Below are 15,475 nucleotides of genomic sequence, written 5' to 3'. Positions count from 1 at the left end.
TGGTACACCCCGCCAGCAGGAGCACCGATCCCAGCACCACCCTGCTCCATGAGCCCATCGCACACCCCCGGACGATCCCGCCTGCCGATGGCCTGAGTCCCTCAGCCACTACAAGGACACCGGCAGGGGCACGCGGGTTCCGGCGAACGGCGCCTATAGCTACTCCGCTGGCCGTTGGCTGCCGCCAGGGGATCTGCGACCATGAACCATGGCTTCCCGATGGCGAAGCGGGGCCGATCTGCTGGCCGGCGCCGCGGCGTTGATCGCGGTGCTCATGCTCGGCCTCTACCTGGGAGTGATGCGCCAGCAGGGCGACCAGCCCCTCGCCTGGGTGGTCACCGCGCTGGCGCTGGCCGCGGTCCTCGCCGGCTACGGGGCGTTCTACGCAGCGCCCCGGCGGGGCTGGGCGCTGGCGGCGTCGGGGGTGCTGCTGGGGGCGTTGGGGCTGCTCGCCATCCTGTCGATCGGTCTGCCCATTCTCATCGCGGGCGGGCTGGCCCTGGTCGCCGCCGTCCGGAGCGTTCGGCGTCGCTCTCCCGCCCGCTGATTCCCTATCGGAGATCGGCTGTCATGGCTTCGCCTGCCTCGACCGTGTGGATGGGCTGGGTGCGTCCACGCTTCGTGCTCTACCGCCAGTGCGTCTGATCTCGGTCATGGCGACTTCCCGCCACCGTCGAACCCTGTCGCTTCGTCGAGCCGGAGCCGATGCTGGCTGGACCGGAACCGTCCGCGATGCGGACGGTGGTTGGACGACAACCCACGGAGCGTACATGAGGAAGAACGCCCTTTGGCTGGTCACCGCAGTCTCCAGTATGGCCCTCATCGTGGGGCCCGGACTGCCGGCCGCCGCAGCGGATCCAGCCCTCGCGACGACCGCGTCGCAGACCTACACCTACGACCTCGCCACCGGCACCACAAGCGACCCGGTGGCCCAGGCGAAGATCGACAAGATCGCCGCACAACTACCTGCGGACTGGCGTGCCCGGCTGGCGGCCGTGCGGGCCGAGTCCGGCATCGAGCCGTCCGGCTTGCAGAACGCCATCGCCGCAGCCATCGACCCCGACGACTACGTGTGTAGCGACACCGCGTTCAGCGCCTGGGTGGACGAAATCGTCGGCGGCATCGATTTCGGCACCCTGTTCGTCCTGCTCATCTTCGGGGTCCTCGACTATCCGACCTACGACGCGGTGCTGTACGGCTCGTCGGCGAACCAGGCCGACTACGGCCTGCCCGCGCAGTACCAGAACTCGATGTCGGTGGCCTTCCGCGCCGCGAAGAAGTTCTGGGACGTGCCGCTCGACGATGTCGACTTCCTCGCAATGCAGAACGACATGCTGCAGGATCCGGAGCGGGTCGCCCGAATGGTCACGCTCTTCTGGGGCCTGAGCCCTGAGGACGCCCTCAGCATCGCCGAGCAGCTCATCGGGATCATCGACTCCGCTCCCGGCCTCGCCGGCGGAGACAGCCCGCTCTTCACCCTCAACGCCTTCGCGTTCAGCGCCGTGGACGAGACCGAGCCGCCCTTCGCCAACCTGCCCGACAAGATGGTCTTCGGCGAGGGCATGTTCACTGCGCTTGAGGTGTTGGGCATCAGCGACGCCAGCCCGCGTGCGGTGCTCGGCCACGAGATGGCCCACCACGTCCAGTACGAAGCCGGCCTGTTCGACAGCCCGCTCACCGGTCCGGAGGCCACGCGTCGCACCGAGCTGATGGCCGACGCGTTCGGCACCTACTTCGTCACCCACGCGCGCGGTCTGGCCCTGAACACCCGCCGGGTCCTGGAGGCGGAGCGGGCCTTCTACGAGGTCGGAGACTGCTCGTTCACCTCGGGCGGCCACCATGGCACCCCGAACCAGCGGCTCAGGGCCTCAACCTGGGGTGCGGACCTCGCCAGTGCCGCACAGAAGCAGGGTCACATCCTGCCTACGCTCACCATCGATCTGAAGTTCGAGGAGCAGTTGCCGGTGTTCGTCGCGCCGGACGCGAACGAGTGAGACTGCGCTCCTGAGCAGGCGGGCCGTCCGCTACGGGCGGCCCGCCGTGCCCCCGCGCCGCCGATGCTGTTCAGCTTCGCCGCCTTGCGATCGCGGCTCCCGTTCAGAGCCAGCCTCGTCGCGCTGCCTGCACACCCAGCTGAAACCGGCTGCGGGCGCCGAGTGACTTCTGCAGGGCGGCGATCCTCCTGGTGACGGTACGCTCGCTCACGCCCAGCTCCCGCGCGATCGACTCGTCGGTGAGGCCCGCACCGAGCAAGGTGAGGAGATGCCGGTTCGACTCGCTGGGCCCAGCATCGAGCGCGCCGTCCGCGGGAATGGCCGAGATCGGCACGCCAAGTGCCCAGAACGACTCGAAGACGCCGATCAGGGCGTCGAGGAAACCGCCGCCGAGTATCACCAGCCCGTGCAGACGCTCGGCACCGGGCATGGGTGCGGTGAGGACCGCCCTTCGGCTGTCGGCGATGGTGAGATTGCAGGGCACGTTCGGGAAGACTCGGGCGGATTCTCCCACCAGGATCGCCTGTTGAACGAGCGCCATCGCCGTGGGCTGCCGAAGGATGTCCGCGCTGTAGACCACGCGGTACGTGACACCCCGACTCATCGCCTCGAAGGACCCCGGTGCCTGCGCCAACTGGGGTGGGTCACTGCCGACGGGTCCGACCGAGAGTGCCATGACCTCGCCGCGCACCTCGCGGTGCAACTTCTCCTGCGCCGCGTACGTGCTGTCCGTGGTGGTGAGCACCTCCAGGTAGACGGGCAGGGGTGACTGCTCCGCCCACAGCCGCCCCAGCACTTCGGAGCTCTCTCGGGCCGCTGCGGCGGTACGCAGGTGCTGTTCTGCGAGGACCTCGAGGGTGAACCGTGGCGGCAGCGGGACGCACCTCTCCCCGGTGAGCTCCACGAGGCCGAGGCCGACCAGCTCGTCGAGCGCGACATCGACAGCAACCACATCGGTCTCGAGCCGTGCGGCGAGCTCCTCGCGGTGTCGAGGACCTCCCTGCACCAGGGCGAGGTAGGCGCGTTCGGCCACTTCAGACAATCCGAGATCACGCAGTGCACCCACCACAGCTGTCTATCACGGATCTTGGGCCGGGCTGTTCAGCCTTTTCGGGCTGCAGCAGGTCCGATTGGTGATACGGGCACGTCCGGCATGCTCGTCATCTTTCGGCGATCCGCACCGGGGTGCACGCGCCGATCGCGGCGCGGACGAACCGCATACCCGGTGGGTGTCCCTGTGGGGCGTAGGTAGAGGATGGCAAAGTGGTGGATCACCGCCCCTCGAGACCGTGAGAGTCACATGAGCATCCGCGTGTATCGCAACGCCGCCATCCACACGGGAGACAGCGGCAACCCCTTGGCCGAGGCCATGGCCGTGGACCGGGGTCGCCTGCTGGCCGTCGGCCGCGAGGCGGAGGTTCGGGCGGCCGCGGGCCACGGTGTGGAGCTGATCGACCTGGAGGGCGCCGCGGTGCTGCCCGGGCTCTACGACGCCCACATCCACACCGCGCAGTACGCGCAGAGCCTGGGCGCCGTGGACCTGCGCGAGGTGCGCTCCCTGGACGACGCCCTCGCCATGGTGGCCGCGCACGCGGCACGGCTGCGGCCGGGAGCCTGGCTGTTCGGCGGACGCTGGAACAGCAACACCTGGGATCCGCCGGCGCAGCCGGACCGGTACGCGCTGGACTCGGTCTGTCCCGAACTGCCGGTCGCGTTGCCCAACGCGGACGGCCACACGGTGTGGGCCAACTCAGCGGCCCTGCGGCTGGCCGGCATCGACGCGAGCACGCCCGACCCGATGGGCGGCGAGATCGTCAGGGACGCAAGCGGAGAGCCGACCGGCATCCTGCGCGAGGCGGCCTCGTACCCGCTGCGCGACCTGATGGTCTCCCCCGACCTGCGCGACCTGCTGCTCGCCGCGCAGGAGGAGCTGCTCGCGCTCGGCCTGACCAGCGTGCACGACATCGACGGCGAGGACTGCCGGGCCGCCTACCTGGCTCTGCGCGACGCCGGCGAGCTGAAGCTACGCGTCCACAAGGCGATCCCGATGGTGCACCTGGAGACGGCCATTGCCGAGGGCCGCCGCACCGGGCAGGGCGACGACTGGTTCCGCACCGGGCCCGTGAAGATCTTCAGCGATGGCGCGCTCGGCTCGCACACCTGCCACATGAGCAGGTCCTTCGCCGGCGAGCAGGGCAACGTGGGCATCGCCGTCACCCCGTACGAGGACCTGGTCAGGCTGTTCGCCAGGGCCACGGGAGCTGGCATCGCGGTGGCCACGCACGCCATCGGTGATCAGGCCAACCGCCTGGTCATCGATGCCTACGAGGCGGTCGGCGGTACGCCGGGGCTGCGGCACCGCATCGAGCACGCGCAGCACCTGCGGCCCGCCGACCTGGCCAGGATGGCCAGGTCGGGCATCGTCGCGTCAATGCAGCCGGTGCACTGCACCAGCGACATCGATCTGGTCGACGCCCTGCTGGCCGGCCACGAGCTGGCCTCCTACGCGTGGCGCGGGATGCTGGACGCCGGCGTCACGCTGGCCTTCGGTTCCGACGCCCCGGTCGAGCATCCCAACCCGTTCGCCGCGCTGTACTCCGCGGTGACCCGTGCCCGCCCCGACGGAACTCCGGCCGGTGGCTGGCAGCCTGAGCAGCGGCTGAGCATGGCCGAGGCCGTCACCGCCCACACCCTGGGCGCGGCCTATGCCGCCGGCGAGGAGGACCGCAAGGGCGTCCTCGCGCCCGGCAAGCTCGCCGACTTCATCGCGGTGGACACCGACCCCTACCGGGAGTCACCGGACGCGGTGCTCCGCACCAAGGTCATGACGACTGTCGTCGGCGGCGAGATCCGCTGGCAGCAAACCTGATGGGCACGGGCGCCGACTGGTGCTGCCCGGCCAGCGGGGCCGCCTGCGCCTCTGCCGGCCTCCGGCTCGTCCGTGGCCGCGCGCAACCGGTGCACCAACTGCTCCAGCGCGGCGACCTCGGCCCGCAGCGCCGCGCGCCCCTGCCGGGTCAGCCGCAGCCAGGTGCACGGGCGACGGGCCTCGTACCCCTCGTTCACCTGGAGCAGCTCGGCCTGCTCCAGGATCCGCAGGTGGCGGTTGAGGTTGCCGTCGGTGAGCCCCAGTTCGTCCCGCAGGGTGGCGAACTTGCACTCCCGGGTCTCGCTCAGCACGGTCAGGATGCCGAGCCGTACCCGCTGATGGACGGTGTCGTCCAGACTCAGCGCGGGATGCGACGGTCGGGGCTCAGTCACGGGTCGCCGGGGCGGACGAGGGGCCGCCGACGGTCCGGCGGGGTGGGCAGCATGCGTAACGAGGCGAAGCTGATCAGTGGCAACGCCATCAGCACAAGGTAGTGCCCGGGGCGCAGGGCCAGCATGCCGCCGAGGTGGTCCGGCCCCGCGCCGAGCAGCAGATCTCCGAGCTACTGTTCCTGCTCGGATTCTGACCGGGCTACTCGGCCGGCGACCCGCCACAGGAACACCGCCAGCAGCAGCATCCACACGATGAACAGGCTGACACCGAAAAGGGAAGAGTTGCCTTCGACGGTCCGGCCGAGGACGCTGAAGATCGCGCCCAGGGCGAACACGCCAGCCGCGACGAGCCCGCCGACGCCGAGCCACTTCGGCAGCAGCCCGGTGCGAAGTGCGCTGAGGGAAACCGTGGCGGTCAGCGCGGTGATGCTCCACACGATCGGGGTGCGTCCTTGTAGCTGGTTGAGTGCCAGCACTGCTGACGGGTCGCCCGCGCCGGCCGCGCCGACGAGGGCGGTCTCGGCGGCCTGGGACACGAACCCGAGCGTGACGAACACCGTGCCGCTGATCGCGATCGCGGTGGCGAGCGTGTCCTGACCAGCCCTACGTACGACCGGCGCCAAGGCCGCGACGAACGCGATCGCCGCCAGCAACGCCGCGCCGACAGCGACCTCGCTGGCCACCAGTGCCGCCCGGTGCGCCACGTTGAACGCGGCGACGGCGGCGGGAGTGTCCCCGTCCGGGCCGAGCCCTTGCAGCAGCCGATGGATCACGTAGAACACGTCGAAGCCGAGCGCCCCGAGGGCTGCCGTACGCAGACCGCGAGTACCGGTGACACCGATAGTCGTGCCGGACGAGGAAGCGAATGCGATGGACATGCCTGCGATGCTGTCCCAATCGGGCGGCCGGGATCGTCCGCCGGCGGGAGACAGTCGCTCGCGCGGCTACTGCGGGCGGAGTAGGCGACAGTAGTACCGGCGAGCGGTGGTTGCCTCCCGGGGGCGGACGATGGCGTGCGTCCGGGTCGCGACGATCGGTGGCATGCCAGAGACGTCGCTGTCCCCACCCGCCGCAAACGCCGTCCTGACCCCCGCGGCAGAGCACCTGCCGTTGCGCCGGGGCCCCCTGCTGGTCACGTCGCTGCTGGCCGTGACGGCCGGCGCCCTGATCTACCTCGCTCCGCTGGCCGCAGTGTGGCGCACCTCGTGGCCGTACGCGCTGCTGTTCGCCGCGCTGGGCACAGCACAGTTGGTCACGGTTGCCCGCGTGCTGGCCCGCCCGGCGTCGCGTCGGGTGGTGTTGGCTGCCGGCGCGGCGCTGGCCGTACTCGTCGTGTGGTTCCTGACCCGCCGCACGCCGGTCCTACCTGGTCCCTCGCCGTGGATACCGGCGGACTCGGTGATCGGGTTCGTCGACTACCTCTGCGCGGGGCTGCAGGTCATCGGCGTTGCGGGATTCGGCATCGGGTGGGTTCTGCGCGCGATGGCCCGCTCCGGCGGCGCCGAGGCGCAGGCTCGGCGCCGGCCGCGGCTGCGCCGGGTGGCGGAGGCGGTCGCCGTCACGCCGGTGACGCTGGTCGTGCTCCTGGCCACGTTCGTGGGGTTCAGCGGAGCCAGCGACGGGTTGGCGGGAGCGGGCTTCCCCGGCGACACCGTGCCGCCGCGCCATTTGCCCGCCGGGAAGCGCAGCACAGTGGAGTATTGCCGAATCGACGGGGTCCCGCTGGCCATGGATATCTACACCCCACCGGCCGGTGCGGCGACGCCCGGCCGGGGCGCCCCGGTGGCGATGTACATCCACGGCGGTGGCCTGGTACTCGGTGACCGGAAACTCTCCGGGCTTGGCGCGTCACTGTCCAACCATCAGGCGGCGCTGTTCACGCCGCTGCGGAAGCGGCTGAACGCCGATGGCTACGTCGTCGCTTCGATCGACTACCGGTTGACCCCCGCCGCCCCGTGGCCCGCCCCGCTCGATGATGCCAAATGCGCGGTCCGGTTCCTCCGGGCCCACGCCGCCGACCTCGGTATCGACGCATCCCGCATCGGTACGTGGGGTGCCAGTGGCGGTGGTTGGCTCTCGTCGATGCTGGGTCTGACCGGCCGGCAGGACGGGACCGGCCCGTACGCCGAGCAGTCCAGCGCGGTCCAGGCCGTGGTGGACATGTTCGGCCCCACCGACCTCAACGACTTCGCCGACGCGCCGCCGTTCATCCGGTTCCTGCTCTGGGCCGGTATCGGTACATCCACGGCTACCCGCCACTCGGCCAGCCCGATCAACCACGTCACTGGCAGTGCGCCGCCGTTCTTGATCCTGCACGGCGCGCAGGACGAGGACATCGCGCCGCGCCAGTCCGTCCGGTTCGCCGAGCGGCTGCGCACCGCCGGTGTGCCGGCAGAGTTCGTCGAGGTCGCCGGCACCGGGCACACCCTGGCCACCCCCGGACAGCGACCGTCGACGCAGGAGCTGACCGACATGGTGGTCGATTTCTTCAGGGCGACGCTGCGATGACGCCCGTCCGGGGTGGGCGGGCGTCACCGCAGCGTGAACAGGGGTTTGCGCTCCTCGTCGGCGGGATGACCCATGGCGGATCGCGCGTGCGGGCGCATACGGTGAGCGCGTGTTGAGGGGCGGGGCGGTGCTGCGGCGGTGGATGGTGGACGCCGGAATCGCGCTCGCGGTGTTGGTCGCCGCCGAGATCGCGATAGCGACCGGCAACGAGGACGGCTCGGTCGACCGGGACTGGTTCGCGTACCTGCTCGGAGTGGCGATGGCGGTACCGCTGCTGCTGCGCCGGCGGTACCCGACCGTCGTGCTGTACGCAGTCTCAGCGGTGCTGTTGCTGTTCTACGCCCTCAACTATCCGGGCTTCCCGCCGGCCCTGGTGCTCGCGGTACCGCTGTACGACGCGGCCCGCGCCGGCCGCCTGTGGTGGGCGGTGCCGGTACCGGTGTTCTTCCTGGCGGTCGGTGCCGTCGTGCTGATCGTGCACCGGGAGATGCCGCCGCTGGAACTGCTCGCCGCGTTCCTGCCGCAGGCCACGACGCTGGCGGTGGCGGTGCTGCTCGCCGCGTTGATGCGCAGCCGGTCCGCGTACACCGCGGAGGTGCGGCACCGGCTGGACCAGGCAGAACGGGAGCGCGAGTTGGAGGCGCGGCGCCTGGTCACCGAGGAACGGCTGCGGATCGCCCGTGACCTGCATGACACGGTGGGGCACGCGATCGCCACCATTACCGTCCAGTCCGCCGCCGCGCTGCGGCTGCTGGACGCAGAGCCGGAGCGGGCTCGGGAGGCGTTGGTGAGCATCCGGGGCACCGGCAAGGCGGCGCTGGCCGAGATGCGGGCCACCCTCGGTCAGCTGCGCTCCGACGGCAGGCCGGGCTCGGCGGGGCCGGACCTGCGGGGGCGCGGGCAAGCGGAGCGGGACACGGGACTGCACCCGCTGCCCGAGTTGCTGGCCGCGGTGCAGGCGGCGGGTTTGCCGGTCGAGGTGAACAGCGAGCTGTCCGGCGAGCGGCTGCCCGCAGCGCTGGACGAGGTGGCGTACCGGATCGTGCAGGAGTCGCTGACCAACGTGCTGCGGCACGCCGGGGCGGCCGCTCGTGCCGAGGTGCTGCTGCGGGCGGTGCCGGACTCGCTGTGGGTAGAGGTACGCGACGACGGGGTGGGCGCCGGTGCCGGCGGGACGCCGTTCGGCGGGCGGGGGTTGACCGGGATGCGGGAACGCGCCGAGGCACTGAGCGGCCGGTTTGAGGCGGGGCCGCGGCCGGGTGGGGGTTTCCAGGTCCGGGCGATACTGCCGCGGAATGCGCCGGAGGGGACGTCGCCGGCCCGGGAGACGCTGGAGGGTGGGGCGCGGTGATCCGGGTGTTGCTCGTCGACGACCAGGCCCTGGTCCGGGCGGGGTTCCGGGCGCTGCTGGAAGGCGTGCCCGATATCGACGTGGTGGGCGAGGCCGGCAACGGCGGTACGGCGGTGGCGCTGGCCCGGGAGCTCCGCCCGGACGTGGTGCTCATGGACATCCGGATGCCCGATGTGGACGGGGTCACCGCGACCCGCCGGATCACCGGCGACGCCCAACTGTCCGGCGTACGGGTGCTGGTGCTGACCACCTTCGCCGAGGAGGACGACGTGTTCGCCGCCCTCCGCTCCGGGGCCAGCGGCTTCCTGGTCAAGGACACCGACCCGGACGATCTGCTGCAGGCGGTACGCGTGGTTGCCCGCGGCGACGCGTTGCTGTCGCCCAGCGTCACCCGAGCGGTGATCAGACGCTCGGTCGGGGCGGATCAGCCGGCCGCCCGGCCGAGGCCGGCGCCGCCGGAGTTGGCCCTGCTCACCGCCCGGGAACGGGAGGTGGTGCAACTCGTCGCCGCTGGCCTGAGCAACGATGACATCGCTTCCCGCCTGGTGGTCAGCACGCTCACTGCCAAGACCCACGTCTCGCGGGCGATGGTCAAGGTCGGCGCGCGGGACCGGGCCCAACTGGTGGTCTTCGCCTACCAGAACGGCCTGGTTACCCCGGACGGATACGACGCTGGGAGTACGCCCCGGTAGCTGGCCGCCGGCAGCTCGCCGGACCAGCGAAGGCCCCTGGGAGTGTTCACCGGACGGATCCGAACGTGTGGTGGGCCCAATCGGCGAAGCTGGTCCAACGAACCTCGGGGTGGGCGGCATGCAGCGTGGCGATGTCGACCTGGTAGCCCGGCCCATTCAAGAATGTCCACATCGCGCGCATGTCCGGATTGCCGACCTCGGCCAGCGGCACCCTCTCGTGGTGCACTTCCCGTCCCAGCGCCGCGCTCAGCGCGGTCGCCATCTGGGCGGGGGTAGGGGCATCGCTGGCCAGCTCGATGCGCCGCCCGACATAGGGGGCGGGGTTGCGAAGTATCTGCGCGGCGAAGACGCCGAGATCGGTGCGGGCAAGCTGCTGCAGCGGCCGATCCGCCGGCAGCGGCAGATCGAGCAGCCCACTGCGAATGCGATCCGCCCCGCCGAGGGCGTTGTCGAAGAAGTACGTCGGCCCCCGCGACCACCTCGACACCCCGGTCGGCCAACCGGCGAGCCGCACCCCGCTTCGGGTCGCGCACCAATGCCCGCACCCGAGCGCCGTGGCCCAACAACGCCTCGGTGACGGCGCTGCCCTGGCCGCCGGTCGCCCCAAGCACCAAGATCGGCGCATCGGCCATCACAGACACCTCTTCTCGGCGAGCAAGCGGCGGCGACCGGTCGTCGCCGCGCGCCACAATATCCGCGCGCCTCGGTCGTCACCCCACCCTTGCGCGCGTTCGGCAGATTGGCTGTCGACCACCACGCGGGCGGCGCTCGGCCTGCTGAGTGCCCGAGCCGGGGCAGCTTGCCAAGGGCCGACCAGGCGTTGTGCCCGCAGGGCGGCCGCCGGAGCAGGCACGGTGACGGTGTCAAGGCCGTTTCGTCGTGAGGCCGGTGCACCTCTTCGCCGTAGCGATCTTGTCCTCGATCCGCTCGCTGGCCGCGCCGGACACGAGCACGGGCTGCCCGGTGTCCGACACCGTCGCTGGCAGGAACTCGGTGCGTGTCACCGTCCGCGCACGCACGGTCAACCGCAGGACTCCGGAGTCGGTGCTGTGCGACTCGCTGTACCAGAGGAAGTTGCCGAGCCCGTAGTGCACGTAGGTCTTACCGAGCCAACCGTCGGCGAGCAGGGTGTGCGCGTGGGTTCCGACCACGATGTCCGCTCCGGCGGCGGCCATCCGGCGGGCGAACGTCTTCATCTCCCCGGTTGGGCAGGAGTTGCCCTCGACGCCCCAGTGCATGAAGACGATCACCAGGTCGGCCTGCTGGCGGGCTGCCTGCAGCGCGGCGGTGGCGCGGGCCTCGTCGAACGCCATCGCGATTCCCGGCCGGGTTTCCGTCGCTTTCCACTGCGCGGCCAGCTCGTGCACCTGCGACATCCCCAGCACCGCGATCCGCACGCCCTTCACGGTGCTCAGCCATGGTGCGTACGCCGCGTCGACATCACGCCCCGCACCGAACACCGGGAAGTCCGCGGCCGCCGCCGCGTCGAGGGTGTCGAGCAGCCCCACCTGGCCGTAGTCGAGGGTGTGGTTGTTGGCAATCGATGCCGCGTCGATCCCCGCCGCGCGAAGCGCCGAGTACGCGGTCTCCGGCGATCGGAATTGATAGCGTTTGGGCTGCGGCGTGCCGCGGTTCGTCACCGCCGTCTCGAGGTTGACCAAGGTGAGGTCGGCGTCGCGTAGCACCGCGGCGATGCGACCGAATGCCGTCTCCGGGTCGTCGAGCAGACGCAGCGTGCGGCCCGTGAAGTGCACGTCGCCCGCGAAAGCCAGCCGCAGCTCGACCGGCGGGGCCACGCCCGGCTCGGTGCCACTCGGCGATGCCGTGGCGTTCGACGTCGTGGCGGCTGGGGGCTTCCACTCGGCTGCCGGGCGGCCTTCGGCGGCACACCCGGCCAATGCTGCCCCGACCGCGACGGCCGCCACCGCCACCCGCACCTTGCTGATCACCCGCTCAGGATAGTGGGGCCGAGGAAGGCCACCGGAGAACAGCTGCGTCTCGGGGCAACCTCCGCTACGGCGCGACCGGGTAGACCTCCATCTCATAGAGCGAATAGCCGTATCCCGTGCCACGCTGAACGCCCTGCATCCGGACGAACTTCGCCGCCGGCGCATCGAAGCGCAGGGTATCTGTCCCGCCGTCGCCCGCGGTCACGGCCGCCGCGGTCGTCCAGGTCGTGCCGTCGGCAGAGGTCTCGATCCGGTACGCCCGGCCGTAGGCCGTCTCCCAGCGCAGAACGACCTTGCCGACCCGCTGCGGCTGCGCGAGTTCCACCTGCAGCCACTCGTTGTCCGTGTGGTTGGACGACCAGCGGGTCGTGCGATCACCGTCGATCCCATGATCGGGGGTGAACTGGGAGAGGTTCTGTTCGGTGGTTGACGCCGAGGCGGTGCCACCGTTCGTGGCCAGCGCAGCGTTGGTGCCACTGGTCTTCGGATAGACGTGGACCGTCAGCACCGCACTGACCGGCTCACCGCTCGCTGGGCGGAAGGTCACCCGAACGTCGTACGTCCCCGTCGGCGTGCCAGCCGGGACGGTGACGGCCACGGGGACGGCCGTGTCCTGGCCACGGAAGATCGTGGTCGGCTGGCTCGCCGGTTGCGCGGAGATTCCCTCCGGTGCGGTGACGGTCAGGGTGCCGGTGAGGTCCGCAATGCGGGCCGGCACCAGGTGTGCTGTCGTCCTCGCGGGCTGCCCGCCCGCCTCGACGTCAACCATCGCCGGGTCGAGGGAGAGATCAGCGACCGGAGCGTCGGCAAACCACGGAATCAGCTCGTTGATCCGCGGTGCGGCGGAGGCGTCCTGCCAGGCGAGCCGGATCGCGTCGGTCTTCACGCCTGCCGCGTCGAGCTGGGTGTAGCCGCCGGACAGGACGCCGATGGTGGTCCAGGTGCCGTCGGCGGAGCGGACCTGGACCGCAGCTGTCGCCGCGGTGCCGGACTGGAGGACCACCACCTGGTCGACGGGACGGGCCGGCGAGATGCTGACCTGGAGGAACTCGCCGGGCTGCGGTGCCCGGTCCGCGACATACGGGGTACCGACGTCACCATCGACGGCCTTCGCCAGGCTGGATCCGGTGGCTGGCGGCGGAGTGCCGGTCGCCGTCAGCTTGGTGCCGCCAACCACGGCGACCTGGAACTCCCGGACCACCACCCAGGTGCTCTGTGCCGCCGTCGCGCGCATCCGGGCGTACCTCGCCTTGGTCCCTGGGGGGACGCTGGCGTGAATCTCGGGCTGGTCGGTGTAGGTGCCGATGGCGGTCCAGGTGGATCCGTCGGTGGAGAACTCCAGCGTGCCCTGGCGGATGTAGTCCGTCGGGCTGGTGGGCTTACTCATGTAAAGGTCGATCGTGCTGATCTGCTGAACCGACCCGAGGTCGACTCCCACGTAGGCGCCGGAGTCCGCGGCCCGGTCGCTCCAGTAGAACGTGGTGAGGTCCCCGTCGACCATGTTGGCCGGCGAGTTGGCCTGCCACTGCCCCATCGAGGTCGTGCCCCTCGCCCTTCCGCCGGTCGTCCCGAGCCAGCGGTCACTTGCTGACGTGGCCCGTTCGAGGAACGAAGGCATCACTCCCGGCGCAACGCTCTGGCTGATCGCATCGGCCTGGGCCCGCGCCGTGTTGAGCGCTTGACGCTCGGCCCACGCCGCGTTGCCGTCGCCCGCCCGCTGTGCCAGCAGCATCCGCACGGCGTGCTGGCCCGCCTGACCGTAGCGGCCGAGCTTGTCCAGCCACGGCTTGACCTCGTCCAGGAACGCCTGGTTTCGCAGCCCGGTACGGAGCGCGGCCGGGCTGCTCGCCATCCGGCCGAAGTAGTCCTCGAGCCCGGCTGCCGCGCTCTTGAGCCCTTCGCCGCGCTCATAGGCCGACCAGAACGCGTCGATCATCGGTTTGAGGGTCGGCGACTCGACCGGATCGATGTTGGAGGAGTAGTTGTTCTCGGCGAAGACCTTCAGCGCCGGCCATGCCGGACCACCGATGTCCTGCAGCGCCGCCTCCCACGCCCGCGCCGCGTCGTACGCCTCGGGGTTCCAGAGGAAGGCACCGGACGTGAACTCCGCGATCTTCGACGCCTCGGCCTGAACCATCGGGTTGGCCGTCACACCGACGAGATGCTGCCCGATGCCGGGCTCGCGCCCGACGTACGGACCGAGCAGCAGCCGGTTGGTCACGTAGTCGTTGACCGGGTAGTTGTCCCACACCAGGATGTCGTGGTCGAAGACCTCGCGCGCGCTCTTGGCCTGGACGGTGGTGATGACCGGAGCCACCACCCCGACACCGGTCCACTCGACGATCACCGCCGGGTCGAGCTGGGTGCGGAGGGCGGTCTTGTAGGGCGAGTCGCTGACGTCGTAGTACTCCGTCGGCACCATCTGCAGCCGCTCGGCGCCGGGGTGGGTGGCGATGAACTCGTGCTGCACCCGGTTGAGAAGGAACGCCTGTGCCGCGCCCGCCGCGCCGCCGCCCGTGCCGAACTTGGCCGCATCCTCGGCGCAGTTCCATGTCGTGTAGCTGATGTCGTCCAACGGAATTGCGAACGAACGTACTCCGATGTTCCACAGCGACTGGAACTTGTCCACCAGTGCTCGCTTGTCGCGGTCAGAGCTGTAACAAACGGACAGACCCGGCGAGAGCGCGTAGGTGAACTCGACGTGGTTGCTCGTCGCCGTCGCCACGAGTTCCTGAATCGGGCCGAGCTTGTCCGGCGGGTACGCCTGGCGCCACTGTTCCCGCAGGTAGGGGTCGTCCTTGGGCGAGTAGACGTAGATGTTCTGCTTGGTACGGCCGTAGAACTCCAGCTGGCTCAGCCGGTCCTGCTGCGACCACGGCTGCCCGTAGAAACCCTCGATCACCCCGCGCAGCGGCATGGCCGGCCAGTCTCGGATGGCAACGGCAGGAAACACGTCCCGGCCGGAGTGCGGCACGAGGAGCTGGCGCAGGGTCTGCGCGGCGTAGAACGTACCGGTCGGGTCGACTCCGTCCAGGACCACCCTCGCGTTACCGTCGCTACCCTTGCCGATGCCCAGGACATAGCCGTCGCGGGGCAGGCCGGTGGCGTCGGCGGCGATGCCGATCTCCTGGAGGGCCTCGTCGGAGGCGGAGTTCTCGCTCGGCCCGCCGATGTAGAGGATGATCCCGGCGTCCGGTGCCGGATCCTTGTCGGACACGATCCTCACCTTCGTGACACCCGCCTCGGTCAGCACTCGGTTGACCACGGCGACCGCCGACGGATCGGTCTTCGCACCCGTCACGAGTGCAGCGTTGGGCGTGACCGGAACCAGGTTCTTCTTGTCCTCGACGGACTGGGGCGGCGGCCAGATCGCCGGCAGTGGGACTGCTGCTGCGGCTGCCGGAGCCGCAGTTGCGAGAGAGATGGGCAATGTGGTCGCCACCGCGACGCTCGCAGCGGCGACGAGCGCGCCGAGCTGTGCGGGCATTCCCCTCCGTCGCGCGCCCATCCGGGCTTTCACGGCGGGCCGTCCCGATAGGAGCGTTCGTCTGCTAGGCATGTGTCTCCTTTCGAAGACGGCACGCCAGCCTCCGCGCTGACGATCGTTAGTGCGCGACTCTCCGGCTATCTGCGCACATTCCCACAAGGTCCAGGATGTGTCAAGAGGCGCTCACTGTGCGTGGCAGCCTCACGTGGGGCCGCCCGCGCAGTCGCACCGCG

At 70.5% G+C, this 15,475-nt stretch carries 12 protein-coding genes and 1 pseudogene; 6 read left to right on the top strand and 7 right to left on the bottom strand.

Annotation, left to right across the window (positions count from 1 at the left end; genetic code table 11):
• Nucleotides 1-208: 208 nt before the first annotated feature.
• Both ACGF4F_RS19645 and ACGF4F_RS19640 read left to right on the top strand, forming a co-directional pair.
• A complete protein-coding gene (locus ACGF4F_RS19645) occupies nt 209-547 on the top strand; it encodes a hypothetical protein (protein WP_357439139.1) in 339 nt (112 codons plus the stop codon).
• A 223-nt stretch (nt 548-770) separates the two neighbouring features.
• Nucleotides 771-1,994, top strand: a complete 1,224-nt coding sequence (locus ACGF4F_RS19640) for a hypothetical protein (RefSeq protein ID WP_393079017.1) — start codon at nt 771-773, stop codon at nt 1,992-1,994.
• A gap of 103 nt (nt 1,995-2,097) precedes the next feature.
• Here ACGF4F_RS19640 and ACGF4F_RS19635 read toward each other — a convergent pair whose 3' ends face one another.
• On the bottom strand, nt 2,098-3,060 hold the full coding sequence (locus ACGF4F_RS19635) for a LuxR C-terminal-related transcriptional regulator (RefSeq protein ID WP_357439143.1): 963 nt from the start codon (nt 3,058-3,060) through the stop codon (nt 2,098-2,100).
• A gap of 234 nt (nt 3,061-3,294) precedes the next feature.
• On the opposite strand from ACGF4F_RS19635, the gene ACGF4F_RS19630 reads away from it, so the two are divergent.
• Nucleotides 3,295-4,863, top strand: a complete 1,569-nt coding sequence (locus ACGF4F_RS19630; protein ID WP_357439145.1) for an amidohydrolase — start codon at nt 3,295-3,297, stop codon at nt 4,861-4,863.
• Here the strand turns inward: ACGF4F_RS19630 and ACGF4F_RS19625 are convergent.
• Both ACGF4F_RS19625 and ACGF4F_RS19620 read right to left on the bottom strand, forming a co-directional pair.
• Nucleotides 4,779-5,255: a winged helix-turn-helix domain-containing protein gene (locus ACGF4F_RS19625; protein WP_393079014.1), complete on the bottom strand. Its 477-nt coding sequence runs from the start codon at nt 5,253-5,255 to the stop codon at nt 4,779-4,781. The two genes, ACGF4F_RS19630 and ACGF4F_RS19625, sit on opposite strands and share 85 nt — an antisense overlap.
• Before the next feature lie 170 nt (nt 5,256-5,425).
• The gene (locus ACGF4F_RS19620) at nt 5,426-6,133 is read right to left on the bottom strand and encodes a hypothetical protein (protein ID WP_357439149.1); all 708 of its coding nucleotides are present in this window, start codon (nt 6,131-6,133) and stop codon (nt 5,426-5,428) included.
• A gap of 163 nt (nt 6,134-6,296) precedes the next feature.
• On the opposite strand from ACGF4F_RS19620, the gene ACGF4F_RS19615 reads away from it, so the two are divergent.
• From ACGF4F_RS19615 to ACGF4F_RS19605, 3 genes are all read left to right on the top strand, one after another.
• Complete coding sequence (locus ACGF4F_RS19615) at nt 6,297-7,763, top strand: alpha/beta hydrolase (RefSeq protein WP_357439152.1); 1,467 nt, start codon at nt 6,297-6,299, stop codon at nt 7,761-7,763.
• A gap of 109 nt (nt 7,764-7,872) precedes the next feature.
• Complete coding sequence (locus ACGF4F_RS19610; protein ID WP_393079010.1) at nt 7,873-9,114, top strand: sensor histidine kinase; 1,242 nt, start codon at nt 7,873-7,875, stop codon at nt 9,112-9,114.
• Nucleotides 9,111-9,806, top strand: a complete 696-nt coding sequence (locus ACGF4F_RS19605) for a response regulator transcription factor (RefSeq protein ID WP_357439158.1) — start codon at nt 9,111-9,113, stop codon at nt 9,804-9,806. The genes ACGF4F_RS19610 and ACGF4F_RS19605 overlap by 4 nt, the downstream gene beginning before the upstream one ends.
• Before the next feature lie 46 nt (nt 9,807-9,852).
• Here ACGF4F_RS19605 and ACGF4F_RS19600 read toward each other — a convergent pair whose 3' ends face one another.
• From ACGF4F_RS19600 to ACGF4F_RS19585, 4 genes and pseudogenes are all read right to left on the bottom strand, one after another.
• Complete coding sequence (locus ACGF4F_RS19600) at nt 9,853-10,203, bottom strand: NmrA family NAD(P)-binding protein (RefSeq protein WP_393079326.1); 351 nt, start codon at nt 10,201-10,203, stop codon at nt 9,853-9,855.
• Nucleotides 10,160-10,438, bottom strand: a pseudogene (locus ACGF4F_RS19595) (NmrA family NAD(P)-binding protein); the annotation flags it as partial. The gene ACGF4F_RS19600 and the pseudogene ACGF4F_RS19595, both read right to left, overlap by 44 nt.
• Before the next feature lie 231 nt (nt 10,439-10,669).
• Nucleotides 10,670-11,755 carry a CapA family protein gene (locus ACGF4F_RS19590; protein WP_357439161.1) on the bottom strand — a complete coding sequence of 362 codons (1,086 nt, stop codon included), beginning with the start codon at nt 11,753-11,755 and terminating at the stop codon, nt 10,670-10,672.
• A gap of 64 nt (nt 11,756-11,819) precedes the next feature.
• A complete protein-coding gene (locus tag ACGF4F_RS19585; protein ID WP_393079007.1) occupies nt 11,820-15,242 on the bottom strand; it encodes a beta-N-acetylglucosaminidase domain-containing protein in 3,423 nt (1,140 codons plus the stop codon).
• Nucleotides 15,243-15,475: the final 233 nt, after the last annotated feature.

This window comes from Micromonospora sp. NPDC047740, from assembly GCF_043204735.1.
GTDB lineage: Bacteria > Actinomycetota > Actinomycetes > Mycobacteriales > Micromonosporaceae > Micromonospora.
Note: the sequence above shows the minus strand (reverse complement) of the source record. Positions and strands in the feature narration are given on the sequence as shown.